Here is a 25,235-nt window from a genome sequence, read left to right on the forward strand (position 1 = left end):
GCCGTGTGCAGGATTCGAACGAGTGCGGGCCGCCCACTCGGCACGCTGGAGCCTCCAAGGACGGGATCCAGTCGATGTGCACGTTCCGCTTGTGTGATGTCACGCTCCGTTCGCATTCTTTCGGGATGTGGCCCATCGTCTCGGGCCGGATGAGAGGTGAGCGATGAGTGCTGCCGAGATCGACATGATGGACCTGGCGACGCGTGCGTCCGAGGCGCTGGCTGCGGAGGTGGCTCGATCCGGGTGGGGCTTGGTCCGGGAAAAGATCGCCCGTTTCCTGCGACGTGATGAACCAGCGGTGGTGGAGCGGCAGTTGGCAGAACTGGACGTCGCCGGCGAGAGATGCGGCCCGAACGGTGACGGGGACCCGGAGGCGCTGAGGGCGCAGTGCTTCTGGCAACTTGGAATGTATCTGCAGCGTAACCCCGACGCGGTTGAAGAGCTGGAGCAACTGCTTACTGACCTGGGAGTTGGGGGCAGGGCTGCGGGCGCGGTGATGAACGCGAACGGGAACACCAACAGCGTGGTCATTCAGGCTGGTGGCAACGTGAGTACGGGGAAGGGCTCCATCACCGCTTCCACGCGGCCCAGGAGGTAACAGTGGAGCGGCTGATGGAGGAGCCCGGCCTTGAGTCCTTCGGGGGCCAACGAGCTGATGGCAATCACCGGTCGGTGGTCGTCCAGGCCCAGGCTGCCGACGGGGCCAACGCGGTCGCCGTGGTCAACATCCATGAGAAGGAACTGCTGCCCGTCCACTCCGTCGAGCCATCGGTGATCTCGGTGGTGCGGCAGGCATGGGTCAGGATCGATCGCGATGGTGAAGAGGTCCTCGCCGCAGAAGCCGTCCGTGACGTGCTCCTTCGTGGAGGCGGGCTGGCAGTTGTGGCCGGCGACGAAGGCACTGGCCGTTATGCCACCGCTGTCCGGGCCCTGACCATGATGGACAAGCCTCGTCGGAGCGAGGGCAGGCCCTCGCTGGAGCTTTGGCAGATCACGCCGGACTGGGACCCGCCGGACAGCAGCCTGCTCCCGATCGGGGAGAACTGCGGATATCTCTTGAACGTCTCCGCCGAGATCGCCGACTGGTCGAAGGAGATGCCGTCGAAGCTGAGCGGCCACGGCCGTCGGCTCGCGGAGATCGGATCCTGCCTGATCGTGATCGCCGGCCGCGACGGCTGGCCCACCATGGGACATGAAGCGGCCGCCGTAGTCCAGGCTCGACCGCCCGCACCCCGACACCTGGTCAGCTCGCACCTCAGCTTGTTTCACCGTCGTACGGAACTCGTCGAGCGGCTGCAGTCCGGATACGAGCCCAAGGAGAACCAGCAGGACCTTGCCCAGCTGGTGACTGACGGCATGCACCCGGCAGATGCCGCCGAACTCGCCCGGCTGCTCGCAGGCGCAGCCGACAGCGAGCAGGAGCTCGCAGCGGCAGTCGAACGGTTCACCGGATGGCGCGACTACGTCACCGGGTTCTTCGGGCGGACCGTCGAACGACCGGAGGACCGCGCCCTGCTCCTGGCAGCGGTGCTCTTGGAAGGGGCCAGCCCCTCCCAAGTGCACCAAGCCGCCCGAGATCTACTCGGAGAGAAAGTCGACGACAGCGTGCGCAACGCCCTGTCGGGTCTGGATTTGGGAAGCCGTCTGCGTGACGCAGGAGCAAAGGTCAGCGACAATAAGGTGACCTTCACCCACCGGCCCGGCTACGGCTATGCGGTGCTCAGGCACATCTGGACCGAACTTGCCGACGCACAGAGCCACATCAGAAAGTGGATCGCGCGGATCACGGCCAAGGGAGAGATCGGGGCTGACCGGCTCGACACCATTGCCGAGCTGCTGGCGAAACTGGCAGCCGAGCACAATGACAGCACTGTCCTGCCCAGCCCGGCCACCCGGAGTGCTCCAGCGGCGCTCAGCCGTGGCGACGCCGCTGCCCGGATGCTCTCCTCCGCAGCGCAGCATCCGGTTCTCGGTGCGACGGTGCGCAAGCAACTGCGGGAGAACTGGGCGCAGAGCAAAGACCAAGAGGTCGCCAGAGTCGCCGCCCTGGTGTGCCAGGGCACGTTCGCCGCGAGATTTCCCGGTCAAGCTCTGGTACGCCTCCGGCACATCCTCGCTCGGGACGCTGACGATCAGGCCAACGGCGAGGCGGGAAGGGCGCTGCGCGCGTTGGTGAGCGAGCACGGCAAGCTGGCCTTGACCTGGGCAGCCGTCAATGACTGGATCGGACCACCGGACAGCAGCACACCCGGCAGGGCCAGCAGGTCACGCGCTGGCCGACGGGCCTTCCTCGCCCTGGCAGACCTGACCGCCGATCCGTACCCGACGGAGCTCCTGCTTGCCGCAGCGCGCCACGACGAGTCCGTCACTGACAAGATCGTCGCAGGATGGAATGACACCCTGCCAGACAAGGCCCTCGCTCATACCTGTGAGAGCACCCTCGCGGCCTGGGCCGAGGCCAGTATCGACGGCTCTCTGCCGGGCGAGCAGGTTCTCGACCTCGTGGAGCGGATTGTCAGCGGTCGCATCGGACTCGATCCGGTTGCGGCCATCGTCGTTGGCCGTGAGATCGATGCCGAGACGAAGGCCATGCGTGAGTTCCGCCGGCGGTTGATCAGCCGGCGCTTCCCGGCCGCCCGGCCGGAGCCATCGTGAGCCAGCCCGGCGCGACCCGTGCGCAGCGGCGGGCACTGCGGCGTGAGGTGACCGCGTTCCCTGCCGTCCTGCCCACCTGCTACCCGGACATCGCCTTCACTGCGGAGATCACTGCCACCGCGTACCCCGACCACCTGCCGGGATACGACAGACCGGCCCTCGCACGGCTCATCCGCACTTCGCTTCGTAGAGCGGCAGTGGATGCCGCCGCTCAGCTGGATCCGGCCGACCTGCCAGGTGCGAGGGATGCCCTGGCCGACCATCTGGCAGGTCCGCGTCCGTTGGCCGGATACCCAGATCACGTCCTGAGGGCCGAGGCCACCGTGGTTCTGGACCGCGCCGCCACCGAAGCTACTGCTGCAGTGATGCGCGCCCGCCAGAATCAGGGAGTGGAGGACGCCGTCTTCCTCCAGGCGGCCAGAGCTCGCGCCCTCGCGCTTGCCGACCCGGCGATCCTGGCCGCAGCTCTGACCATGCCCGACACGGGAACGTGGGCGGATCATCTCAAAGACTTCAAGTTGACCGATGAGGATTCCAGGACCCACTTCACCAAGGCTCTGGCCGGTCTGTCGCAGTTGCTCGCGACCGCCCGCAAACCGTCCACTGATCCGACCGATCTCCAAGTTCTGGAGATCTTGCGCACGTTCTTCTCCCGTTTCGACCAGCTGCATCAGCGGAGGCTGCTCGTCACCTTCACGTCCGACTACATGAGGACTGCCGGCCACGGCGACCTTGCGACCGAGCTTGAAGAGGCCCTCGACATCCACGACGGTGCCGAGTCGGCGGAGGAGGCCGACCGGCCGGAGCCGGCGAGATGAGAACCACCCTCCTGCGCTGGTTGCTCGCCCCACGGACTAGCTGGTGCGCCTGGCGCCTCACCCGGGCGGCCTCCGAGCAGATCGATTTCGATACCGCCTGGCGAGCTGCCCGGGTGCGATTGCACCGTGACGAGCTTGAGTTCCGAGCTCACGGGCACCGGTCGCCCGGGAAACCAGGAGGCCGAGTCGAGCGGTCGGCGACGCCACACAGCCTCGACTGACGGTTCCCGTCGACCCCGTGCGCGTGGCCTCGGAGCAACTGTTCATAGACGAGGCCGTGGAACTCGCTCATGAGCGGCGTTGCCGACTCATGCCGGCTCCTGGCCTGCCAGTGGGCGGCACGGATCAGGCGTGGTCGGCCGCGGAGTATGCGGCCCGGAACTCCTGGGTGGTCACGAAGGCCGAACCGCGTACCGCATGCGGCCGGCCGGTGGCGACGAGCTGCCAGGCCGCCTCGGCGGCGGCTCGCTGCTTGTCCAGCCGGTGCCGTTCGACGACGGTTGTGAACTCCTCGGGTATCTGTCGCTCATCGACGACACCAGCCAGCGCCATGTCGCCCGTGGGGCCCATGCCGTAGGTCTGCAGCTTTGACCAGCCAAGTTCGCGCGCTGCCTTGCGCATTGCCGATCGGATGAGGGGGACGCCGCCGAGTTCCTCGGCCTCCTGGGCGGTCAGGCGCAGCTCGTACGACCCGCCGTAGCCGCCGGCATCTGCCGGGCACGTGCGGCGCAGGAGGGGGATCAGGACAGCGACCAGCTTCTGGTGCAGCGGGTCATTCGTATAGGAAGCCATGTCGGGAGCGTAGCCGCGGCCTCTGACACGGCGAGTCTCGTCGGCGGTGGGTCGCGCTCGCCGGACGGAAGTCATACACGGCCGATAATGTCATGATTTGTAATAATTTAAGAAAAGATCTTCCCAGGTGCAGGCGTGGGTGGTGGTGAGGGGGAGGACGGGCATCCGGGGGTCATGCCGGTCCGTTGACCAGTTGACAGGTGTGGCGTCAGGGCTGATCGGCAACAGGGGGCCGTCCGGGGACTTCCGGCTCGCTCCCCGGGCGAATCCCGCTCGGGTGCTCGCCTTCGCCGCCGTCCCGGGCGCAGGCTGCTTCCGTGACCGCGTCGCACGGGCGCGGTGCGAGCGGAAGGACTCACATGACGAGCACGCGCGGCCGCATCGCCGCTCTGCTGGGCGCCGTCGCGGTGGTCGCCGGCACCACCCTGGCCACCCCCGCAGCCGCCACGGACCGGCCAGGCGGCGGGATCACCGGGCAGGCACCCTGCCCGGACGCGCCCGAGTTCACCTGCGGGACCCTCACCGTCCCGCTGGACCACAGCGGCGCCGTCCCCGGCACCCTCGACCTCCAGGTGGCCGTCAGCGGCAACACCAAGGCCCCCAAGGGCGACCTGCTGTTCCTCTCCGGCGGCCCCGGCCAGGCCAGCGTCCCGACGGTGCGGCAGATGGCGGGCAAGCTGGAGCCCGTCCTCAAGGACTACCGCCTGGTGATGTACGACCAGCGCGGCACCGGCCGGGGCGCACTCCAGTGCCCCGGCCTCCAGGAGGACATGGGCTCCTCCGACCTCGCCGTGCCGCGCAAGCAGTCGATCGCCGAGTGCGCCGCCGCCCTCGGTCCGAACGCCCGCTTCTACAGCACCGCCGACACCGTCGCCGACATCGACCTGCTGCGCCGTGCCCTCGGCGCCCGGCGCCTCACCCTGGACGGCGTCTCGTACGGCACCATCGTCGCCGAGCGGTACGCGCTCGCCCACCCGTCCCGCGTAGCCAGGCTGGTGCTCGACTCGGTGGCGCCGCCAGGGGGTTTCGACCCCCTCGACCTGGCGGCGATGCCCGCGACCGCCCGGGTGCTGCGGGCCGCCTGCCAGGCCACCGGCTGCACCACCGACCCGGCCGCGGACCTCGCCGCCACCGTCCGCCGCTACGGCAACGGGGTGCAGGTCCTGAGCGCGCTCACCGGCTACGAGTTCATCGACCCGGACTTCGGCGGGGTCCCGGAGGCGCTGCACGAGGCCGCCGCCGGGCAGCCCGCCAAGCTCCAGGGCCTCTTCGACCTCGTCCACCAGGTGGTCGACGCCGCCCCGGCGGAGGACCTCAGCCAGGGCCTGCACTCCGCCACCGTCTGCGCGGACGCGCGCTTCCCGTGGGGCAGCACCGACACCCCCGTCGAGGGCCGGGCGGCGGCGCTGGAGCGCACCCGGCAGCGGCTGACCGCCGAGCAGACCTGGCCGTACGACCCGGCGACCGCGACCGGGCTCGGCAGCCTCCTGGTCTGCCTGGACTGGCCGCGCGAGCCAGTGCCGCCGGTCCCGCCGGCCCACCGCAAGCTGCCGAACGTGCCGGTGCTGCTGCTCGGCGGTGACCGCGACATCGCCACGCCGTACGAACTGCTCTACGAACAGGCGAAGTTGGCGCACAACCCGCAGATCGTGATCGTCCCCGGGGCGGCGCACTCGGTGCAGAACCGGGCGGCGAACCCGGCCGGACGGCAGGCGGTGTACGACTTCCTGCTGAAGTAGCCGAAGCAGCCGGGGAACGGAAAGCCCGGGGCCCGGACCGCGGCCACCGCGGTCCGGGCCCCGTCGGCGTCCGCGGGCCACGCTACCTATGCCTCCGGACGCCTACGGTCCGGCCAGGTCGCCGACTTAGGTCGCCGACTGGGTCACCGGCGCCGGTTCCCCGTGCAGTCGGATGACCGATGCGTCCCGCCTGCCCTCGCCGCCACAGTGGTGCTGCTCCGCGAACGAACGTCGGAGCGCCCCCTGGGCAGTTGAAGAGCAGAGGAGAGCATCATGATGAACCTGCGGCGAATGGCGACGAGGCTCGCGGTTGGTGCCGCCACGGTGGCCGGGGTGATCGCCGCCACGACGACGACGGCGAGCGCCGACATCCTCACCTCGATCGAGACCGGTCCCGGCAAGTGCCCCGCCAACTGGGTGTGCCTGTGGAGCGAGAACAACTACATCGTGGGGAACCCGAAGGGCGGGGTCGACTACGGGGCCGTGGGCGCGAACGAGAACATCGCGGACCTGGCGTCGTTCAAGTTCGAGAGCAAGCTCTGGCGCTGGAAGGGCATGGCGGACGAGGCCTCCTCGGTCGTGAACAACACCGGGAGCAGCATCTGCTTCTACGAGCACAGCAACTACGGCGGCCTGGAGTTCAAGATCGGCCCCCGGGAGAAGTGGGCCTCCGTCCCGTCGTGGATCAACGACAAGATCAGCTCCTTCAAGTTCTGCTGACCTGCCCCCTCCCTCCCCTTCCTTCCTCCCTTCCCTCCTTCCCCTTTCCTCGACCTGAACGGATCGTCATGAAGCTCTCCAGGAACCTGGCCAAGCTGGGCCTGTCCGCCGCCGCCGCCGTCGGCCTGATCGTCACCGGGGCGACCTCCGCGAGTGCCACCAACGTCTACGACATCGGCCACGGGGCCGGGTCGTGCCCCGACGGCTACGTCTGCCTGTGGTCGGAGGCCAACTTCATCCGGGGCGGGACCATCAACGACGCGAAGTTCGGCTCCTTCGCGTCGAACCAGGACACCGGCGACATGGGCAAGCTCCAGAAGCGCAGCTCCGGTGGGGACAAGGGCATGCAGGACATCACCTCGTCGGTGCTGAACAACACCGGGAGCAGCATCTGCTTCTACGAGAACAACTGGTACACCGGCCTGGAGTTCAAGATCGGCCCTGGGGAGCACTGGCCCTACGTCCCATCGTGGATCAACGACAAGATCAGCTCCTTCAAGTACTGCTGACCCCTCATCGCCTCGACCCCCACCTCGACTCCCCACCTCGACCTGAACGGATCGTCATGAAGCTTTCCCAGAAGATGACCAGGCTCGGCCTGTGCGCGGCCGCCGCCGTCGGACTGGTCGTGACCGTGTCGGGCTCCGCCAGCGCCAACACGATCCTCGGCATCGGTCAGGGCGCCGGCGCGTGCCCCACCAACTACGTCTGCCTGTGGACCGAGAACAGCTACGTCGGCAACACGGGCTCCACCGGCAAGTTCGCGGCGATCGCCTCGGACCAGAACATCAGCGACATGGGCAAGCTGGAACGGAAGGGCGGCCTGTGGACGGGGATGCAGGACGTCACGTCGTCGGTGGTGAACAACACCGGGAGCAGCATCTGCTTCTACGAGAACAACGACTACGGCGGCCTGGAGTTCAGGATCGGCCCCTGGGAGCGGTGGCCCTCCCTTCCGTCGTGGATCAACGACAAGATCAGCTCCTTCAAGTACTGCTGATCCGCCGCAGGACCCGGCCGACCCCCGCGGCCGTGTGAAGCCGCGGGCCCGGACCGCATCCACGGCGGTCCGGGCCCGCGGTCCGGAGCGGGATCCCTCAGTCCGTCGGTGGCCGCTCGGTCAGCTTCTGCTGCCGCCTGGCCTGCTTGGCGGCCTTGCGGTCGGCCTTGGTCATCGCGCCGGAATCCGTGCCGGCGGGGGCGTCGACGGCCGCCGGGACGGTGCCGGCGGGGCTCGCCGGCTGCGCCGGGGGCTCGGCCTTGGGCTTGCGCAGACTCTTGGCGACCCTCTCCAGGGTCCGTCCGATCTCCCGGAGGCGCTCCCACTCCCCGGATTCGAAGTCGTCCGCGTGTTCCTTCCGGTAGCGGCCCAGTACCTGCGTGAACTGGGCCGCTTTCTTCAGGCCCTGGTGGATGAGATCGTCGTTGTCCGCGTTCTCGGCCAGGACGTCCGCCAGGTCCCCTCCGGCGGTGATCTGCGGGTAGAGGGACAGCAGGTCACGGGCGTCCCGCTGCCGCTTCTCCGCCAGGACCTCTCCCTCCTTCTCCTTGCGCATGGCGAAGGCGGTCACCTTGTCCGTGAACAGGCGCAGCGGCGCCACGACGGTCAGGGGAACCCGGGCGGAGCTCTCGTGCACCTGCATGCTCCGCGTCTCCGTGGGCACTTTGCCCAGCGTGACGCTGACCTCGGCCCCGCCGAACGTGCCCTTCACCGTCGTGCCGCTGGGGTCCGTGCCCGCTTCGTCCTGCAGCAGGGCTTCGAGGTACGTGATGACCTCCCGGCGCAGCTGCGGGTCCTGGCCCTCGGGGTCGGAGATGTGGAGCCGCAGATCGAGGTCCTGGACGGGCCGTGCGGCTTTCAGGGCCGCCACCCCGCCTCCGCCGCCGATGCTCAGGTGCAGCCCGCTGACTCCCAGCCGGTCCTTGACGTCGTCGTTGATGGTCCGTTCCAGCGCGGCCGCGACGCCCAGCCGGAACTCGGATTCGGCGTCGGTGTCCGATCCGCCCTCAACGCGCTGGACGGCGGCCGGAGGACGGGCCGGGACGTGGCCGACGGTGTGTCGGTGCTGTTCGGACCGGGCCTGGGAGTGGCCGACCTGGGAGTGGCCGGTCTGGGATCGGCCGGTCTGGCGGAGCATCTGGACGACCGCGGCGTTGCCGACCGTGGCCTGGAGGCCGAGCAGCCGCGTGGGCGGGGCGGGGCTGGGCTTGCGGGCAGGGGTACGGCCGCCTGTCTCGGTGGCTCTGGTGGTCTCGTGATCGTGCAAGGAAGGCTCTCCACGGGCGCGGGGCGGTCGACTCCTCCTTGATACTGGGCGGGGGCGAACCAGTGCCAGGTACGGGCGGGCAGCAAAGGTTGCCCGGGCGGGCAACGCGCCGGTACGTGCGCGAACCCGCCTGCGGGGCAGGCGGCCACGACTCCGCCGGACAGCGGGCCCGGACCGCGTCCGGCGTGGTCCGGGCCCACGGCTGTTCACGAGCCGGCGGTCGCCGCCTCCAGGGTGGTCGCCATGACCGGGCTGGTGAAGGTGTTCGTCGCGTCGCCCGTGGAGGGGTGGTAGGAGCCCCACTTGAGGTAGTTGCGGTCGCCGTCCCAGGTGGTGCCCTTGAACGTGCCCGAGCCCGTGGTGAAGGTCTGCTTCACGCCGTCGAACCAGAAGTCGATGGTGCCGTCCGTGCGGCCCAGGCGGATCTTGAGCGCGTACGAGTGCCAGGTGTTGCCGGCCGTCTGCGCGGTCCACAGGGAGTGCGCCACGTGGGCGGTGTCCCACTCCTGGAGGCGGACGCGCCCGTTGACGATGTCGATCTCGATCGGGTGGTTGGCCGTGCCGGTGCTCGGCGAGCACTTCAGCTGGAACACGTACCGGCTGTTGGTGTCCTTGATGTCCACCTTGGACGACCAGCCCAGGTAGAAGGTGTCGCCCTCCTTCAGGTCCGGGCTCAGCGTCTCGCAGCGCTCCTCGCCGGCGGCCTGGAAGGCCCGCCACACGCTGCCCTTCACGGGGTCCTTCACCACCTTGAAGTTGTTCGCCGCGCACTGGACGGCCTTGAAGGAGGACGGGCCCGTGCTGGTGCTCGGCGTCCACAGGACCTTGCCCGCGGCGGCGGGGCTGCTGGCGGAGGCCTGGCCGCAGGTGAGCGCCAGCGTGGCGAGGGCGGCGGCCGCGGCGGCGGCCTTGCGGCGGTGCGTCAGAACGGACATGCCTCTCCCGGGGGGATGAGTGGCCGATATGAGCGAGCAGTGATTCGACCAGCAAACCGCCCCGCCCGGCCAGACGAAACGGCCGACGGAAGGTCCTTTTCGGACACTTCCGCCGGCCGTCCTCCGGGTTGAACCCCGGCCCCGCCCCCGTCCGTTACGGGGTGCGCGGCGCCCTGGTTCCCCCGGTGCTGCCGGTCCCCCCGGTGCCCTCAGCGTCCTCGTCGTACGAGGAGGTGCCCTCGTCCAGCAGCGGCTCCTGCGTCTTCAGGTGCGCCGGGGCCATGGCCCGCAGCGCGTGGTAGCCGGTGATGACGACCAGGCTGCCGAGCGCGATGCCGCTGATGCTGAAGGTGTCGGTGAACTTCAGCGACACGTTGCCGATGCCGATGATGATGCCCGCCGCGGCCGGCACCAGGTTCAGCGGGTTGCGCAGGTCGACCTGGGCCCTGGTCCAGATCTGCGCGCCGAGCAGGCCGATCATGCCGTAGAGGATCACGGTGATGCCGCCGAGCACCCCGCCGGGGATCGCGGCGACGATCGCGCCGAACTTCGGGCACAGGCCGAACAGCAGGGCGAAGCCGGCGGCGCACCAGTAGGCGGCCGTCGAGTAGACCCGGGTGGCGGCCATGACGCCGATGTTCTCCGAGTACGTGGTGTTCGGCGGGCCGCCGACGGCGGTGGAGAGCATGGAGCCGATGCCGTCCGCCGAGATCGCGGTGCCCAGCTTGTCGTCCAGGTTCGTCCCGGTCATCTCGCCGACCGCCTTGACGTGCCCGGCGTTCTCGGCGACCAGCGCGATCACCACGGGCAGCGCGACCAGGATCGCCGACCACTGGAAGGACGGGCCGTGGAAGGTCGGCAGGCCGATCCAGTCCGCCTTGCCGACGCCCGACAGGTCCAGGCGCCAGTGGTCGGTCATGTGCCCGCCGCCGTCCACCGAGTGGATCTTCCCGAAGACCCGGTCGAACAGCCAGGAGATCCCGTACCCGAACAGCAGCCCCAGGAAGATCGCCACCCGCGACCAGAAGCCGCGCAGGCACACCACGGCCAGACCGGTGAACAGCATCACCAGCAGCGCCGTCCACTGGTCCTGCGGCCAGTACGTCGAGGCGGTCACCGGGGCGAGGTTGAAGCCGATCAGCATGACCACCGCGCCGGTGACGATCGGCGGCATCGTGGCGTGGATGATCCGCGCCCCGAACCGCTGGACCGCCACCCCGACCAGGAACAGCACCACGCCCACCACGAACACCGCGCCGGTCACCGTCGCGCTGGTGCCGCCCTGCGCCCGGATCACCGCCGCCACACCCACGAAGGACAGCGAGCAGCCCAGGTAGCTGGGCACCCGGCCCTTGGTGGCCAGCAGGAAGATCACGGTTGCCACGCCGGACATCATGATCGCGAGGTTCGGGTCGAGCCCCATCAGGACGGGCGCCACGAAGCTCGCCCCGAACATCGCCACCACGTGCTGGGCGCCGAGGCCTACCGTGCGGGGCCAGGAGAGCCGTTCGTCGGGACGGACCACCGCCCCCGGCGCGGGCGTACGCCCGTCACCGTGCAGCTTCCAGCGCACGCCGAGATCCATGGGTGTTTCGCTTTCTCTGTACTTCCGAAGAACTGTCCGCACCATTGTGGTGGCCGCCGGGTGCCCTGGCGATCACACGGCCCCGCGCGTGAGCTGCGCGGACGTGTGGTAACAGCCCTCGGAGTCGGTTCCTCCGCTTGGTCCCGGCCCGCCCGGCCCGTCCGGCTCGGCTGGCCCGTCCGGCGCGGGCGGTTCGTCCGGCCCGCCCGGCCCGGCGTCCAAGGGCTCAGCGCGGCCGGCGCTCCCACTCGCTGCCGCCCAGCGGGTAGTCGTAGCCCGGCCGCCCGGTGGCCCCGCTGGTACGGAACGGCGTGTTGCCCGCGGCGACGCGCATCGTGCCCTTGCGCCCGCCGCTGGACCAGTCCAGGGTCAGCTCCCAGCGCACGTCGTGCGCCCGGGTATGCGCGGTCACGTAGAAGACCTCGGGGTCGGACTCGCTGACCTTGCGCGGGAAGGAGCGCTGCCCGCCCCGGGCGGTGACCGTCGGACTGCCGCTGTCCAGGTCGATGTCGAAGGAGGCGCTCTCCACCCCGCCGCCGCAGCCCACCCCCATCGCGTAGTCGTTCCAGGGGAGCGGCGCGCCCTTGGTCACGACCCGTACGTGCAGCGCCTCCAGGACGACGGTGTCCTTCCCGGTGCCCTGGACGGTCAGCGCGACCCGCTGCTCCCCGGAGGCGACCGCGCCGTACGCGGCGGCCCAGCGCGGCGCCTCCGGCTCGTTGGCGGGCGGGCCGACCTGCTGGGGCGGGCTGTCGACGAGGAAGTGCTGGTAGCACGGGTTCTCGTAGACGTAGGGGCGGGTCGCGATCCTCAGCGGCGACGGGTCGGCGGTGGCGGTGGCGCTGGGGGAGGCGCCGGCCGGGGAGCCGCTCGCGGAGACGCCGGGGCCGTCGGTGGCGGCGTCGGCCGGGTCGGAGCTGGTGAGGCCGGGACCGGCTGCGGTGCCGGGCGCGGAGGCGGAGGACGAGGGGGCGACGGCGGGTGCCTGGCCCGCCTCGCCCGGGGGCGTGGACGCGGAGGCGCCCGGCGTCGAGGGCCCGGACCCGTCCGGCTGCCCGGCGTCGGTGGCGGCCGCCTCGGCGGCGCCGACCGGGCGCTGGTCGGCGGCCGCGTCCGCGCTCCCGCTGCCGCTCCCGTTCCCGTGCCCGCCGGAGGGGACGAGGCTGAACGCCACCGCCCCCAGCACGGCCGCCGCCGTGACGGCGGCCAGCAGCACTCCGCGCCGGCCCCGCCACGGCGCGGGCTCCCCGGACGGCACGTCCCCCCCGGACAGCACGCCGACGGCGACCGGCTCGTCCTCCCCGCCCTCCGGCGGCCCGGACAGCGGCGGCCCGGACAGCGCCGGCTCGGACGGCGCCGGGCCGGCGTCCGCCTCCCGTACGGGCTCCGGTGCGGCGGCAGCGGGCACGTCGGCCGCGGGCGCGGCACCGGCCGCGGGCGCGGCACCGGCGGCGGGCACAGAAGCCCCCGCCTCCTGCCCCGGCCGGGCCCGGCGCGCCCCGTCGGCCAGGATCCAGCGCCGGTGCAGTTCCATCAGCTCCTGCGGCGTCGCCCGGCAGAGCCGCGCCAGGCGGTCCAGCGGCGCGAACTCGGGCGGCACCACGGCGCCGATGCAGTAGCGGTGCAGCGTCGAGGTGCTCAGGTGCAGGCGCTTGGCGAGCGTCCCGTAGCTGAGCCCCGAACGCTCCTTCAGTTCCCCCAGCAGTGCCGCGAGATCGTCCGCCGCCGGGCTCCCCGTCGCGTGCGGCATTCCCATCGTCCAACCCCCATGTCTCATCCCCGTGTTCCAGGGCCCCGGCATCCCCCCTGCTCAGGGCCCCTCCCAGTGTCCCAGCGTCCCTGACCGGCCGTCGACCGTGGCGGCTGGGACGGGCCACCGGGCAGGCTCCGGTCATCCAAGCACCACACCGAACGATCTTCGAAGAGGCCACGCCCACATGTCCGGCATCCGCACCGCCCGTACCTCCCGCACCCGCCTCCTGGCCGCCGTCGCGGCCGCCGCGCTCGCCGCGCTCACCCTGACGGCGTGCAACGACGACGCGGCGGACGCGGGCGGCAAGGGGACCTCCGCGAACTCCCCGGCGCCCACCGCCCCGCCCGCCGCGAGCGCCCCCGCCCCGGCGGCCCCCGCCCCCGCACCCGCCACCGGAGCCCCCGCCCAGACCGGCGCCCCGGCCCAGACCGGCTCGCCCGCCTCCGCCAAGCCCTCCGCGAAGGCCCCCGCCGCCCCGAAGCCCCCGAGCCCCGCGGACGGCAAGGCCGTCACCTGCGAGGGTTCCGTCACCAAGACCGTCGCGGCCCCGCTGACCCGCCCGGTCAACCACCTGCTGCTGACCGTCACCAACACCGGCAGCGCCCCCTGCTACCTCTACGGCTACCCGGCCGTGCGCTTCGGCGAGGCCCAGTCGGTGCCGCCGGTCATCGAGGACTCCAAGCCGCAGGCCGTCGTCACGCTCAAGCCCGGCGAGTCCGGCTACGCCTCGGTGAACCTGTCCGCCACCGACGGCAGCGGCGCCCACGGCCGCACCGAGACCTCGCTGGCCGTCTACTTCCACGGCCCCTCCGGCAACGAGAGCGTCGGCGCGGGAAGCAACCCTTCGCTGCCCGCCAAGGGTCTGTACATCGACGACTCGCTCAAGGTGGGCTACTGGCAGCAGTCCATGGACGACGCCGTCACCTCGTAGTCCCCGGACCGGGCGGGGCGGCGGGGCCGGTGCCCGCCGCCCTGCCGTCCGCGGTGCGCCGCCCCGCCCGTTCGTGGGCGACGCTCCGCGACCGACGGATCGCGTGCTGTCATATGCTTGTCATATACATCTGATCCAAGGGGGGTGCGTGGAGTTCCGACTGCTGGGCTCGGTGGCCGTGGTGGCCGCGGACGGCCGCGAGCTTCCGGCCGGATCGGCCAAGCGCCGCAGCCTGCTGGCCATGCTCCTGCTGAACCCCGGAGCACCGGTCACGGTCGAGCGGCTCACCGAGACCCTCTGGGACGAGGAACCGCCCCGGCACTCGCGCACCGTCATCCACAACCACGTCTCCGGGCTGCGCTCCCTGCTCACCGCCCACGACGCCCCCGCCGCCGGCGTCGAACTCGTCACCGACAACGGCGCCTACCGGCTGCGGACACCCGACCAGGCCGTGGACACCGTACGGTTCGACCGCCTGGTGGCCCGCGCCCGCTCCCTGGACGACGCCGCCCGGGCCGCCGCCGACCTGCGCGAGGCACTCGCCCTGTGGCGGGGCCCCGCCCTGGCCGGCACCACCGCCGGCCTGCCGCTGCAGTCCGCCGCCCGGGCCCTGGAGGAACGGCGGCTGGCCGCCGTCGAGGACCTGGCCCGCGTCCACGGCCGGCTCGGCGACCACTGCGCGGCCGCCGGCCTGCTGCACACCGAGGCCACCGCCGACCCGCTGCGCGAACCGCTGGTCGCCCACCTCATGCACGCGCTCGGCCGCGCGGGGCGCCGCTCCGAGGCCCTCGACTGGTTCCACCGCACCCGCCGGGCCCTGGCCGAGGAACTCGGCATCGACCCCGGACCGGAACTCACCGACGCCTACGCCCGCCTGCTGCGCACCGACACCCCGCCGAGCCGCCCCGACGCCGCCCCGCGCCCCGCCCTGCCGCCGGGCCGCTCCGACCGGGTGCCGCCCGCCCGGCACCCGAGCGACCAGGACCCGCCGGACCGCCTGGCCTTCGACCGGCCGGCGTCCGACCGCCTGGCCTTCGACCCCGTCCCGCCCACGCGGGTCCCCACCGTCGGCGGCCTGGCCTCCGTCCCCGACCAGCGGCCCGCCCCCGCAGCCGTACCCGTCTCTGCCCTCGCGCCGGCCCCCGCCCGCGCCCCGGCAGCACCCGCCGCCACCGCCGCGCAGCACACCCCCTGGCCCTTCCCCCGCCGCCCGCGCGGCTTCGCCGGCCGGGAGGACGAACTGGCCGCGCTCGACCGGGCCACCGCCGCCCCCGGCGCCGTCGCCCTGCTCACCGGCGGCGCCGGCGTCGGCAAGACCACCCTCGCCCTGTCCTGGGCGCACCGCCGCCACCAGGACTTCCCCGACGGCCGGCTCTTCGTCGACCTGTGCGGCCACAGCCCGCTGCCGGAACGCGACACCGCCGCCGTCCTGCGCGAACTGCTGCTCGCCCTGGGCCTGCCCGTCGAGCGGATGCCCGCCACCGCCGAGGCGATGGGCGCCCGCTACCGCGAACTGACCGCCGGGCGCCGGATGCTGATCGTCCTGGACAACGCCCGCCGCTCCGACCAGGTGCGCCCGCTGCTGCCCGACGGCGACGACTGCGTCACCCTGGTCACCAGCCGCGACCGGCTCGGCGGCCTGGTCGCCTCCGACGCCGCCCGCCCCGTGCCGCTCGCCGAACTCTCCTCCCCGCAGGCCGTCACCCTGCTCGCCGCGACCCTCGGCCCCGACCTGGTCACCGCCGAACCCGAGGCCGCCGCCCGCCTGGCCGACCTGTGCGACGGCCTGCCGCTGGCCCTGCGGCTGGCCGCCGCCCGCCTCGCCACCGGCCCGGCCCGCGCGCTGGCCGCCCTCGCCGACGAACTCGCCGACGAGCAGGACCGCCTGGACCTCCTCGACGTCGAGGACACCAGCGTCGCCGCCGCGCTCGCCCTGACCGTCCAGCACCTGGGCGAACCCGCCCGCCGGACGTTCCGCAGCCTCGGCGCCCACACCGGCGCCACCCTCGACAGCCGCACCGCCGCCGCCCTGGCCGGCTGCCGCCCCGACGAGGCCGCCGCCGCCCTGGCCCAACTGGCCACCGCCCACCTGATCGTGCAGATCGGCCGGGACGCCTACACCCTGCACGACCTGGTCCGCCTCTACGCCCGCAGCCTGCCCGGCGACACCGACACCCAGGTGCTGCCCCGCCTGCTCGACCACCTGCTCAACACCCTCCTCACCGCCTGCGCCGCCGCCGAACCGGGCAGCGAACCGTGCTGCGCCCTGCCGCCCGGCACCCGCCGCCCCGCCGAGGTCCGCCCCTTCCCCGACCGGGCGAGCGCCCTCGCCTGGTACGCCGCCGAACGCGACACCCTGCGCGGCGCCGTCGAGGCGGCCGTCGCCGCCGGACTGCACGACCGCGCCTGGCGCCTGGTGCTGCTCCAGTGGCCGCTGATCGTCTGGCAGGTCCGGGACGGCTGGGCACCGCTGCTCGAACACGGCCTGGCCGCCGCCGAGGCCGACCGCGACCCCGGCGCCCAGTCCCGCGCCCGGGCCCTGCTCGGCTGGGTCCTGCTGGAGGAGGGCCGCCCCGACCAGGCCCTCGACCACCTGGAACGCGCCCCCGACCTCGCCGCCCGGGCCGGCGACGGCTGCGCCCAGGCCGTCGCCCTGGTCAACCACGCCGTCGCGCTCGCCCGCCACGGCGACCACGCCGGCCGGGCCCGGGTGCACGGCCTGCTGCTGAAGGCCCTGTCCCTGGCCGAACGGGCCGGCCGCGCCGACCTCGTCGGCCTCGCCCGCCAGCACCTGGCCCACGAGTGCCTGGCCGCCGGCGCCCACGAGGAGGCCGCCCAGCACGCCGCCCGCGGCCTGGCCGTCGCCGAACCGCCCTTCCCGGTCACCCGCCGGGTGGTCCTGCAGACCCTCTACGGCCGCGCCCTGGCCGCCACCGGCCACCCCGAGGAGGCCGCCCGCCACCTCGGCGCCGCGCTGCGCACCGCCCGCGCCCACCAGTACGGGGAGGGCGAGGCGGAGGCGGGCGCCGCGCTGCGCGCCCTGTCGGACGGCGGCGCCGCCGTGGCCGGCGCCGTCGCGCCCGCCGTCGCGCCGCCCGCCGCCGTCGCGCCCGGCACGGCCGTGTCCGCCACCGCCCCCGGCGGCCCGGCGTACGCGCGGCCGTCGACCTACCCGCGCTGACCGGACCCGCGCTGACCGGACCCACCGCCGGCGGCCGGGCACCCCCGCGCAGCACTGGCGGGCCCGCCCGAAGGGAAGGATGGACACAACGGGGGAAGCCCGGGCAGCGGGCGAAGCCGACACACCACCTGCCCGAGGGGGATGCGCGATGACCACGCCGCCGGAGCCGAACCGTCGGTCCGAACTGCTGGAGCTGTACCTGCTCGCCGTGGAGATGGCCGACCGGGTCTCGGCCCGCCGGGGCAGCGCCAACACCTTCTTCCTGTCCGTGCAGACCGCGCTGGTCACCCTGATCGGCTTCGGCATACCGAAGTTGTCCGAGTCCCCGTGGTGGGTGCCGACCGCCGTCGCGCTGGCCGGCATCACCCTGTCCGGCGCCTGGTGGATGCAGCTGCGCAGCTACCGGGACCTCAACGGCGCCAAGTTCCAGGTCATCAACAGCCTGGAGGAGAAGCTGTCCGCGCGGATCTACACCGACGAGTGGGACGCCCTCAGGAACACCGCGGCGGCCGGCCGGCGCCACCGGCACTACACCGAACTCGGCACCACGGAACGGCTCGTGCCGATGATATTCGCGGCGGCCCATCTGATCCTGCTCACCGGCACGCTCGTCAGCGGCACACTGGCCGTATGAGCCACCTCGACCCCATCGCCGACCTGATCCGCTCCTGCCTGCCCACGGAGGCCAGACCCCCCGAGGGCGCCGACGACCTGTTCCGCCTCTACGCCGTGCTGCTCCAGGCCAAGGGCGAGCAGGTCACCGACGAGGACGTCCACAACGCCTGGACGGCCTGGACCCAGACCACCGACGACACCCACCGGGCCCTGGTGCCCTTCCACGACCTCGACGCCCGCACCCGCGCCCTGGACGCCCCGTACACCCTCGCCATCCGCACCGCCGCCCGCCGGCTCCACCGACCCGCCACGGCCTGAGCACGGCCGCGGCCCGAGGACGGCCGCAGCCGGGGGACGGCGACGGGCCCGCGGCGGGGGAGCGGCCCCGGCCGCGGGCCCGGCACCGTACGCGGGATCAGGCGCCGGGCGTGCCGGGGGCGGCGGCCGCCAGCTCGTCGACGGTGCCGGACATGACGGTGCGCAGGTGGCGGGTGAGGTGCTCGGCGGGCCAGTGCCACCAGGCGAGGTCCAGCAGGCGGGCGATGTCGGCCTCGTCGTACCGCAGCCGGATCACCTTGGCCGGGTTGCCGCCGGCGACGGCGTAGTCGGGGATGTCGGAGGTGACGACGGATCCGGCGGCGACGACGGCGCCGTGGCCGATGCGCACCCCGGGCATGACGGTGACGCGGTAGCCGAGCCACACGTCGTGGCCGACGACGGTGTCGCCGCGCCCGGGCAGGCCGGTGATCAGGTCGAGGTGCTCGGCCCAGGAGCCGCCCATGATGGGGAAGGGGAAGGTGGAGGGCCCGTCCATCCGGTGGTTGGCGCCGTTCATGACGAACCGCACCCCGGTGGCGAAGGCGCAGAACCTCCCGATGACGAGCTTCTCCGGCCCGTAGTGGTAGAGCACGTTGCGGGTCTGGAAGGCCGTCGGGTCGTCCGGGTCGTCGTAGTACGAGTACTCGCCGACCTCGATCAGCGGCGAGGTGAGCAGCGGCTTGAGGAGCACCACCCGGGGCTGTTCGGGGAAGGGGTGCAGCACGGTCGGGTCGGGCACGGCGGGGATCACCAGGGGGCACCGCTCTCGTGTTGACGGGACATCAGGGGTTCCATGATCCATCGGACGGCGCGGCGGTCCGGCGGTTTTCCCCGCACCGGCCGCCTTCCTTGATCAAATGACGTCAAGTTGTCTGTACAGCTCGGAGCCTCCTGACGGTCATCGGCCGGTCATCGGACACCACGGCCGCGTCCACTTCGGTCTCGTACACATAACGGGTCCGGTCCGAACCGCGCGGCCGGCCCCCGTACCGAAGACCCGCGGTCCGTCAGCAAGGAGCCCCACCCCCATGAGTCCGAAGCCCGAACTGTCGCGCCGCAGCGTCCTCGGCGGCGCGGCGGCGGCCGCGGTGCTGTCCGCCCTCCCCATCAGCGTCCAGCAGGCCCTCGCCGCACCGGCCCGGCCCGGACGGCTGGCGGACATCCAGCACGTCGTGGTGTTCATGCAGGAGAACCGCGCCTTCGACCACTACTTCGGCACCCTGGCGGGCGTGCGCGGCTTCGGCGACCGCACCGCCGTACGCGGCGTCGACGGCCGCTCGGTGTTCCACCAGCCCGACCCCGGCCGCAAGGAGGGCTACCTGCTGCCCTTCGCGATGAACGCCGCCCACACCAGCGCCTACCAGCAGGGCGCGCCGTCCTTCGGCTACGGCGACTCGATGAGCGCCTGGAACGACGGGCGCGCCGACGGCTCCGTCACCCGCCGCTCCTCCGGCTGGCTCGGCCAGGGCTACTACGAGCCCGCCGACATGCCCTTCTACCACGCCCTCGCCTCGGTGTTCACGGTCTGCGACGCCTACTACTCCTCGACGCAGTGCAACACCAACACCAACCGCGACCACGCGATGACCGGCACCAGCGGCGGCACCGTGCGGGACACCCCGGTGACCGACAACACCGAGATCCCCGGCGGCTACGAGTGGACCACCTACGCCGAACGCCTGGAGAAGGCCGGCGTCAGCTGGAGGACCTACCAGGCCCTCGACAACTTCGACGACAACGCCCTCGCCTGGTTCACCCCCTTCGTCAAGGCCAAGCCCGGCGAGCCGCTGTACGAGCGCGGCATGCGCGCCGTCGGCGACCCGGCCAAGGCGAAGGACCCGTTCGCCATGGGCGACGCCCTCGTCGAGGCCTTCACCGCCGACGTCCAGGCCGACCGCCTCCCGCAGGTCTCCTGGATCGTCGCCCCCGCCGCCCTGTCCGAGCACGCCAACTACGCGCCGCCGAACGGCGAACACCTCACCGCCCGGCTGCTCTCCGCGCTCGCCGCCAAGCCCGAGGTGTTCCAGAAGACCGTCTTCATCCTCAACTACGACGAGCACGGCGGCTTCTTCGACCACCAGCTGCCGCCCGTCCCGCCGCTGGCCGACGGCCGCGGCAAGTCCAACGTCCCGGTCGACGGCGAGGTCGTCGTCCGCGTCGCCAAGGGCGGCTCCACCTACCACCGGGTGGTGGGCCAGGACGGGAAGTACCGGGTCAAGGCCGCCGACGGCACCCTCGGCTGGTCCGCCACCCTCCCCGCCGGCGAGACCCCGGTCTCCGGCCCCTACCCGATGGGCCTGGGCGTCCGGGTGCCGATGGTCGTCGTCTCCCCGTGGACCCGCGGCGGCGTCGTCGACTCCACCGTCTACGACCACACCTCCGTCCTGCGCTTCCTGGAACAGCGCTTCGGCGTCCAGGAACCCAACATCAGCCCCTGGCGGCGCGCCGTCTGCGGCGACCTCACCAACGTCTTCGACTTCTCCGGCCGCAACCCCGCCTGGCCGCAGCTGCCCGACACCAGCGGCAACCGCCGCAAGGTCGACGACACCGGCAAGCTCCCCGCCCCCACCGTGCCCAGCCCGCAGACCTTCCCCCAACAGCAGCGCGGCACCCGCTCCTCCCGCCCCGCCCCCTACAACCTGCTGGTCAAGCCCCGCCTCAAGGGCGACGAACTCACCCTCGACTTCGTCAACCAGGGCCGCCAGGGCGCCGTCTTCGCCGTCTACCCCGCCCCCGGCGAGGCCCCCAAGCACTACACCGTCGCCGCCCGGAGCCGCCTGTCCGACGTCTGGAAGGTCGGCCCGGCCGGCTACGACCTGCGCGTCCACGGCCCCGACGGCGCCCTGTGGCACCTGCGCGGCGACACCGCCTCCGGCTACGAGGTCTCGCTCTCCGAGGAGGGCGGCGGCAAGGTGCTGGAGGTCGACGTCATCAACCGCTCGCGCACCGCCCAGACCTTCCTCGTCGGCGACCTCGCCTACGGCGACGGCCTGCGCGAGGTACGGGTCGCGGCCGGCGACGACCGCACCGTCAACCTCAAGGTCGGCCCCGAGGGCTGGTACGACGTCGCCGTCGCCGTCCAGGGCGACCTCGCCTTCCGCCGCCGCATCGCCGGCCGCTTCCCCTGGGACGACCGCACCGTCACCGACCCCGCCCTCGGCCTGGCCGACCCCCTCACCGTCGACCTCGCCCTCGGCGCCGCCTCCACCACCATCGACGAACCCGTCCTGCTGCCCGGCCGCCCCGCCACCGTCACCGCCACCCTCACCGCCACCACCGCCCTCACCCGCCTGGAGACCCAGCCGCTGCTCCCGCCCGGCTGGACGGCCACCACCGTCACCGCCGCACCCGACAAGCTCGCCGCCGGCGCCACCGCCACCGCCGTCTGGCAGGTCACCCCGCCCGCCCAACTGCCCGCCGGCGCCACCCACCGCCTGCTGGTCACCGCCCGCGCCCAGGCCGACGGCCGCCTCGCCCTCGCCGACGGCGAACTCGCCGCCCGCCCCGCCCCGGCGATGACCGGCCACCTCCTCGACGAGGACTTCGAATCCCTCGCCGGCGCCCTCAAGCCGGAATCCGGCCTGCTCGGCTGGACCGCCCAGGCCCCCAAGGGCTGGACGGTCGTCAACGCCCCCGCCATGCCCCAGGGCACCGTCCGCCTCCAGGGCTGGACCTTCCACACCAAGCGCGAATGGGCCGCCCTCGGCGCCCAGGACCGCGGCAACTTCACCCGCGCCCTGGGCGTCGTCGCCGTCGCCGACCCCGACGACTGGGACGACACCGGCTCGCCCTCCCGCAAGGGCGTCTTCGACTCCACCCTGGTCTCGCCCGCCGTCGCCATCCCGGCCGGCACCGACACCCTCCACCTCGCCTTCGACTCCCACTACCGCCAGGAGGCCCCGCAGAAGGCCTCCGTCACCGCCGTCTTCGACAACGGCACCGAGACCCGCCTGCTCGCCTACAGCTCCGACGCCACCGGCAACGACAACGCCGGCAAGGACGTCCAGAACACCCGGATCACCCGCAGCCTCGCCGTCCCCGCCGGAGCCCGCTCGGTGACCCTCAGGTTCCGCATGTACGACGCCGGCAACAACTGGTACTGGGCCGTCGACCACATCCGCCTCGACACCCGCCCCGTCACCGACTGACCCCGCCGGCCCCTCCAGCCCGACCGGGCCCGCCCGAGCCACCGCGCCCGGGCGGGCCCGACCCGTACCGGCGGCCCCGCGTGCCAGGTAGAACTACTGCCACGACCACAGGGGAGGAAACCGAAGGTGACCGACACGACGACCCCGGCCGGCCGGGCCGCCCGACTCCACGACCGCTACCCGAGCCTCGACGAACTCACCGCCACCGCCCACCAGTTGGCCGCCCACCGGCCCGACCGCTGCCAGGTGCGCACCGTCGGCACCTCCCGCGCCGGACGCCCCCTGACCCTGCTGACCGTCGGCCCCGCCCCGCACGGAACCGGCCGCGCCCCGCACAACCTCCTCGTCGTCGCCGGCGCCCACGCCGACGAGTTCGCCGCCCGCGCCGCCGTCGACGACCTCGCCCACCACGCCCTCACGGCCCAACACCCTTACCTCGCCTGGCACTTCCTGCTCTGCCTCGACCCCGACGGCGCCCACCTCGCCGACGGCAGCCGCCACGCCCGCACCCTGCCCGACTACTTCGCCCACTACTACCGCCCCGCCGCCGAGGAACAGCCCGAATGGGCCCCCGCCGCCGGCGCCGACCTCCCCGAGAGCCGCGCCCTCCTCGACCTCATCGACGAACTGCGCCCTACCCTCCAGTTCTCCCTCCACAGCACCGACGTCGGCGGCACCTTCGTCCAGGCCACCGGCGACCCCGCCGCCCTCGCCCACCCCTTCGCCCGCTCCGCCGCCCACCACGGCATCCCCGTCGAGACCGGCAACTTCGACACCTTCCGCCTGCACGAATCCGGCCCCGGCGTCTACCTGATGACCCCCCACCACATCGACCGGCAGGAGACCACCACCGGCGTCCTCACCCCCCACCACGGTGCCGACGAAGCCCGCGCCGGCACCTGGTTCGCCCCCCAGCGCCACGGCGGCCAGACCGTCCTCGTCGAAGTCCCCGCCTTCACCAGCGCCCACCTCGGCGACAGCCGCCCCGCCACCGGCGTCCGCCCGCACCTGCGCACCTGCGCCGACCGCCTGCGCCACCGCGGCACACTCCTCACCGCACTCCTCGACGCCGCCCTGCCCTACGTGCGAAACCCCGACACCCCCCTGCTGCGCGCCGCCCGCACCCCGCTCACCGCCCTGCGTCAACTCGCCGACGCATGGGACCCGGACGGCCACGGCCAGGAGCTCCTACAGACCCCGATCACCCGCGCCCGCCTCACCGGCATCGACCTTTGGGCCCACCGCGTCCCGGTCCGCGCCGCCGCCCTGCTGCGCCGCGCCGTCCGCGTCGCCGGCGCCCCCGCCGCACCCCAGGCCGCCCGCCTCGACCACCTCCTGCGCGACTGGTGCGCCCAGTACCAGCGGACCTTCCAGCCCGTCTGGCTCCCCGTCGCCCGCCAGGCCGCCCACCAGGCCGCCACCGTCCGCGCCGCCGTCGCCCTGCGCCACCCGGAGCGGTAGGGGCCGTCCCCGGAGCCGGCCGCAGGGCCGTTCGCCGCCCAGGGGAAACCCGAACGGACGTGCCCGGCGGCGCGTGACCGGGAGACGCCGCCCATCACCCGAACGGGGGAATCAGGTCGGCCGCGAGGTGGCGGCGAGGGCCCGGACGGGAGACTCGGCGCGAACTCCCCTGCTCCGCAGGGGCTTTGACGTGCGCGGAAGGAAGTACGTGATGAACAGGACCCGTCTCGTCCTCGCGGGGGTGCTCGCGACAGGCACCGTGGTGGCGGGGCTGCCCTCGGCCTCGGCGGACAGCGCCCCGACGGTGAAGATCGTGGCCTCGGACTGGTCGAAGGGCGGGTGGATCGCGAAGGCGACCTGCCCGAGCGGCTACGGCCTGGTCGGCGGCGGCCAGGACGCCCGCCTCGACACCAACGCCTTCGGCGCGCTCAGCGACGCCGTCGAGGCCAACGCCCCCGACCCGAACAGCGCCAACACCTGGACGGTCCAGGCCAAGACCGGATCGGTCCGCGCCATCGCCATGTGCGCCAAGGACGCACCCGTGCCCACCGTCGTCGCCTCCGACTGGTCCCAGGACCACTGGATCGCCAAGGCGACCTGCCCCGCGGGCAAGCACCTGATCGGCGGCGGCCAGGACGCCCGCCTGCAGACCATGGTCACCGGCGACGTCGACGACGACGTCGAACTCAACGCCCCCGACGCGAACACCCCCGACACCTGGTCCGTCCAGGCCAAGAAGGGCCAGGCGCGCGCCATGGCCCTGTGCGCCACCGGAGCCCCCGCGGCGAAGGTCGTCGTCTCCGACTGGTCCAAGGACGGGTGGATCGCGAAGGCCACCTGCCCGAGCGGCTACGGCCTGGTCGGCGGCGGCCAGGACGCCCGCCTCGACACCAACGGCTTCGGCGCGCTCAGCGACGGCGTCGAGGCCAACGCCCCCGACCCGAACAGCGCCAACACCTGGATGGTCCAGGCCAAGAGCGGACCCGTACGCTCCTTCGCCATGTGCGTCACCGGAGCGCCCGTGCCCACCGTCGTCGCCTCCGACTGGTCCCAGGACGGCCGACAGGTCCGCGCCGCCTGCCCCCAGGGCACCCAGCTCGCCGGCGGCGGCCAGGACGCCCGCCTGCGGACCACGGCCACCGGCGACGTCGACGACGACGTCGAACTCAACGCCCCCGACCCCCAGAACCCCAACACCTGGACGGTCCGCGCCCACAGCGGCCAGAGCCGCGCCCTGGCCATGTGCACCCCCTGACCGTCTCCAGACCGTCGGCCCGCCCGCGGCCCCGGGTGACCGGGGCCGCCGGCAAGGCGCCG

General features: G+C 72.9%; 20 protein-coding genes. 14 read left to right on the forward strand and 6 right to left on the reverse strand.

Going from position 1 to position 25,235, the window contains the following annotated elements:
* The first annotated feature begins 163 nt into the window (after positions 1-163).
* From ACFVU7_RS30520 to ACFVU7_RS30530, 3 genes are read left to right on the forward strand one after another with little or no spacing between them, the layout of a single operon-like run.
* Positions 164-598 carry a hypothetical protein gene (locus ACFVU7_RS30520; protein ID WP_049653206.1) on the forward strand — a complete coding sequence of 145 codons (435 nt, stop codon included), beginning with the start codon at positions 164-166 and terminating at the stop codon, positions 596-598.
* A 2-nt stretch (positions 599-600) separates the two neighbouring features.
* Positions 601-2,655: a hypothetical protein gene (locus ACFVU7_RS30525; RefSeq protein WP_074005332.1), complete on the forward strand. Its 2,055-nt coding sequence runs from the start codon at positions 601-603 to the stop codon at positions 2,653-2,655.
* Positions 2,652-3,473 carry a hypothetical protein gene (locus tag ACFVU7_RS30530; RefSeq protein ID WP_049653200.1) on the forward strand — a complete coding sequence of 274 codons (822 nt, stop codon included), beginning with the start codon at positions 2,652-2,654 and terminating at the stop codon, positions 3,471-3,473. The genes ACFVU7_RS30525 and ACFVU7_RS30530 overlap by 4 nt, the downstream gene beginning before the upstream one ends.
* Before the next feature lie 345 nt (positions 3,474-3,818).
* On the opposite strand, the gene ACFVU7_RS30535 is transcribed toward ACFVU7_RS30530, so the two are convergent.
* Positions 3,819-4,265 carry a hypothetical protein gene (locus ACFVU7_RS30535; RefSeq protein ID WP_049653198.1) on the reverse strand — a complete coding sequence of 149 codons (447 nt, stop codon included), beginning with the start codon at positions 4,263-4,265 and terminating at the stop codon, positions 3,819-3,821.
* A 359-nt stretch (positions 4,266-4,624) separates the two neighbouring features.
* Between ACFVU7_RS30535 and ACFVU7_RS30540 the strand changes: the two genes are divergently transcribed.
* The 4 genes from ACFVU7_RS30540 to ACFVU7_RS30555 all read left to right on the forward strand — a co-directional run bounded on the left by ACFVU7_RS30540 (position 4,625) and on the right by ACFVU7_RS30555 (position 7,724).
* Positions 4,625-6,004 carry an alpha/beta fold hydrolase gene (locus ACFVU7_RS30540; protein WP_388048279.1) on the forward strand — a complete coding sequence of 460 codons (1,380 nt, stop codon included), beginning with the start codon at positions 4,625-4,627 and terminating at the stop codon, positions 6,002-6,004.
* Positions 6,005-6,295: 291 nt separating this feature from the next.
* Positions 6,296-6,724: a peptidase inhibitor family I36 protein gene (locus ACFVU7_RS30545; protein WP_388048280.1), complete on the forward strand. Its 429-nt coding sequence runs from the start codon at positions 6,296-6,298 to the stop codon at positions 6,722-6,724.
* Positions 6,725-6,792: 68 nt separating this feature from the next.
* The gene (locus ACFVU7_RS30550; RefSeq protein WP_074005336.1) at positions 6,793-7,233 is read left to right on the forward strand and encodes a peptidase inhibitor family I36 protein; all 441 of its coding nucleotides are present in this window, start codon (positions 6,793-6,795) and stop codon (positions 7,231-7,233) included.
* 56 nt (positions 7,234-7,289) lie between these two features.
* Positions 7,290-7,724, forward strand: coding sequence for a peptidase inhibitor family I36 protein (locus ACFVU7_RS30555; protein ID WP_387821283.1), 435 nt, complete (start codon positions 7,290-7,292; stop codon positions 7,722-7,724).
* A 97-nt stretch (positions 7,725-7,821) separates the two neighbouring features.
* Here ACFVU7_RS30555 and ACFVU7_RS30560 read toward each other — a convergent pair whose 3' ends face one another.
* From ACFVU7_RS30560 to ACFVU7_RS30575, 4 genes are all read right to left on the reverse strand, one after another.
* On the reverse strand, positions 7,822-8,991 hold the full coding sequence (locus ACFVU7_RS30560; protein ID WP_388048282.1) for a hypothetical protein: 1,170 nt from the start codon (positions 8,989-8,991) through the stop codon (positions 7,822-7,824).
* A gap of 206 nt (positions 8,992-9,197) precedes the next feature.
* The gene (locus ACFVU7_RS30565; RefSeq protein ID WP_388048284.1) at positions 9,198-9,926 is read right to left on the reverse strand and encodes a heparin lyase I family protein; all 729 of its coding nucleotides are present in this window, start codon (positions 9,924-9,926) and stop codon (positions 9,198-9,200) included.
* A gap of 154 nt (positions 9,927-10,080) precedes the next feature.
* Positions 10,081-11,511 carry a uracil-xanthine permease family protein gene (locus ACFVU7_RS30570; RefSeq protein ID WP_388048286.1) on the reverse strand — a complete coding sequence of 477 codons (1,431 nt, stop codon included), beginning with the start codon at positions 11,509-11,511 and terminating at the stop codon, positions 10,081-10,083.
* Between the two features lie 226 nt (positions 11,512-11,737).
* Positions 11,738-13,267: a helix-turn-helix domain-containing protein gene (locus ACFVU7_RS30575; RefSeq protein WP_388048288.1), complete on the reverse strand. Its 1,530-nt coding sequence runs from the start codon at positions 13,265-13,267 to the stop codon at positions 11,738-11,740.
* Between the two features lie 181 nt (positions 13,268-13,448).
* On the opposite strand from ACFVU7_RS30575, the gene ACFVU7_RS30580 reads away from it, so the two are divergent.
* The 4 genes from ACFVU7_RS30580 (at position 13,449) to ACFVU7_RS30595 (ending at position 18,309) form a co-directional block, all read left to right on the forward strand.
* Positions 13,449-14,195 carry a DUF4232 domain-containing protein gene (locus ACFVU7_RS30580; protein ID WP_388048290.1) on the forward strand — a complete coding sequence of 249 codons (747 nt, stop codon included), beginning with the start codon at positions 13,449-13,451 and terminating at the stop codon, positions 14,193-14,195.
* A 148-nt stretch (positions 14,196-14,343) separates the two neighbouring features.
* The gene (locus tag ACFVU7_RS30585; protein ID WP_388048292.1) at positions 14,344-17,376 is read left to right on the forward strand and encodes a BTAD domain-containing putative transcriptional regulator; all 3,033 of its coding nucleotides are present in this window, start codon (positions 14,344-14,346) and stop codon (positions 17,374-17,376) included.
* 148 nt (positions 17,377-17,524) lie between these two features.
* Complete coding sequence (locus tag ACFVU7_RS30590) at positions 17,525-18,010, forward strand: hypothetical protein (RefSeq protein ID WP_053112619.1); 486 nt, start codon at positions 17,525-17,527, stop codon at positions 18,008-18,010.
* A complete protein-coding gene (locus tag ACFVU7_RS30595; RefSeq protein WP_074005344.1) occupies positions 18,007-18,309 on the forward strand; it encodes a hypothetical protein in 303 nt (100 codons plus the stop codon). The genes ACFVU7_RS30590 and ACFVU7_RS30595 overlap by 4 nt, the downstream gene beginning before the upstream one ends.
* A gap of 97 nt (positions 18,310-18,406) precedes the next feature.
* On the opposite strand, the gene ACFVU7_RS30600 is transcribed toward ACFVU7_RS30595, so the two are convergent.
* The gene (locus ACFVU7_RS30600; protein WP_387975193.1) at positions 18,407-19,057 is read right to left on the reverse strand and encodes a CatB-related O-acetyltransferase; all 651 of its coding nucleotides are present in this window, start codon (positions 19,055-19,057) and stop codon (positions 18,407-18,409) included.
* A gap of 280 nt (positions 19,058-19,337) precedes the next feature.
* Here ACFVU7_RS30600 and ACFVU7_RS30605 point away from each other — a divergent pair, with 280 nt between their 5' ends.
* From ACFVU7_RS30605 to ACFVU7_RS30615, 3 genes are all read left to right on the forward strand, one after another.
* The gene (locus ACFVU7_RS30605) at positions 19,338-22,457 is read left to right on the forward strand and encodes a phosphocholine-specific phospholipase C (RefSeq protein ID WP_388048294.1); all 3,120 of its coding nucleotides are present in this window, start codon (positions 19,338-19,340) and stop codon (positions 22,455-22,457) included.
* Positions 22,458-22,583: 126 nt separating this feature from the next.
* On the forward strand, positions 22,584-23,918 hold the full coding sequence (locus ACFVU7_RS30610) for a M14 family zinc carboxypeptidase (protein ID WP_388048296.1): 1,335 nt from the start codon (positions 22,584-22,586) through the stop codon (positions 23,916-23,918).
* 211 nt (positions 23,919-24,129) lie between these two features.
* Positions 24,130-25,173, forward strand: coding sequence for a hypothetical protein (locus ACFVU7_RS30615; RefSeq protein ID WP_388048298.1), 1,044 nt, complete (start codon positions 24,130-24,132; stop codon positions 25,171-25,173).
* Positions 25,174-25,235: the final 62 nt, after the last annotated feature.

The sequence above is a fragment of the Kitasatospora sp. NPDC058046 genome (genome assembly GCF_042885595.1).
Taxonomy (GTDB): domain Bacteria; phylum Actinomycetota; class Actinomycetes; order Streptomycetales; family Streptomycetaceae; genus Kitasatospora.

Coding starts and splice junctions, on each gene's coding strand:
- ACFVU7_RS30520 (WP_049653206.1), top strand. CDS start 164: ATGAGTGCTGCCGAGATCGACATGATGGACCTGGCGACGCGTGCGTCC.
- ACFVU7_RS30535 (WP_049653198.1), bottom strand. CDS start 4,265: ATGGCTTCCTATACGAATGACCCGCTGCACCAGAAGCTGGTCGCTGTC.
- ACFVU7_RS30540 (WP_388048279.1), top strand. CDS start 4,625: ATGACGAGCACGCGCGGCCGCATCGCCGCTCTGCTGGGCGCCGTCGCG.
- ACFVU7_RS30545 (WP_388048280.1), top strand. CDS start 6,296: ATGGCGACGAGGCTCGCGGTTGGTGCCGCCACGGTGGCCGGGGTGATC.
- ACFVU7_RS30550 (WP_074005336.1), top strand. CDS start 6,793: ATGAAGCTCTCCAGGAACCTGGCCAAGCTGGGCCTGTCCGCCGCCGCC.
- ACFVU7_RS30555 (WP_387821283.1), top strand. CDS start 7,290: ATGAAGCTTTCCCAGAAGATGACCAGGCTCGGCCTGTGCGCGGCCGCC.
- ACFVU7_RS30565 (WP_388048284.1), bottom strand. CDS start 9,926: ATGTCCGTTCTGACGCACCGCCGCAAGGCCGCCGCCGCGGCCGCCGCC.
- ACFVU7_RS30570 (WP_388048286.1), bottom strand. CDS start 11,511: ATGGATCTCGGCGTGCGCTGGAAGCTGCACGGTGACGGGCGTACGCCC.
- ACFVU7_RS30575 (WP_388048288.1), bottom strand. CDS start 13,267: ATGGGAATGCCGCACGCGACGGGGAGCCCGGCGGCGGACGATCTCGCG.
- ACFVU7_RS30580 (WP_388048290.1), top strand. CDS start 13,449: ATGTCCGGCATCCGCACCGCCCGTACCTCCCGCACCCGCCTCCTGGCC.
- ACFVU7_RS30590 (WP_053112619.1), top strand. CDS start 17,525: ATGACCACGCCGCCGGAGCCGAACCGTCGGTCCGAACTGCTGGAGCTG.
- ACFVU7_RS30595 (WP_074005344.1), top strand. CDS start 18,007: ATGAGCCACCTCGACCCCATCGCCGACCTGATCCGCTCCTGCCTGCCC.
- ACFVU7_RS30605 (WP_388048294.1), top strand. CDS start 19,338: ATGAGTCCGAAGCCCGAACTGTCGCGCCGCAGCGTCCTCGGCGGCGCG.
- ACFVU7_RS30615 (WP_388048298.1), top strand. CDS start 24,130: ATGAACAGGACCCGTCTCGTCCTCGCGGGGGTGCTCGCGACAGGCACC.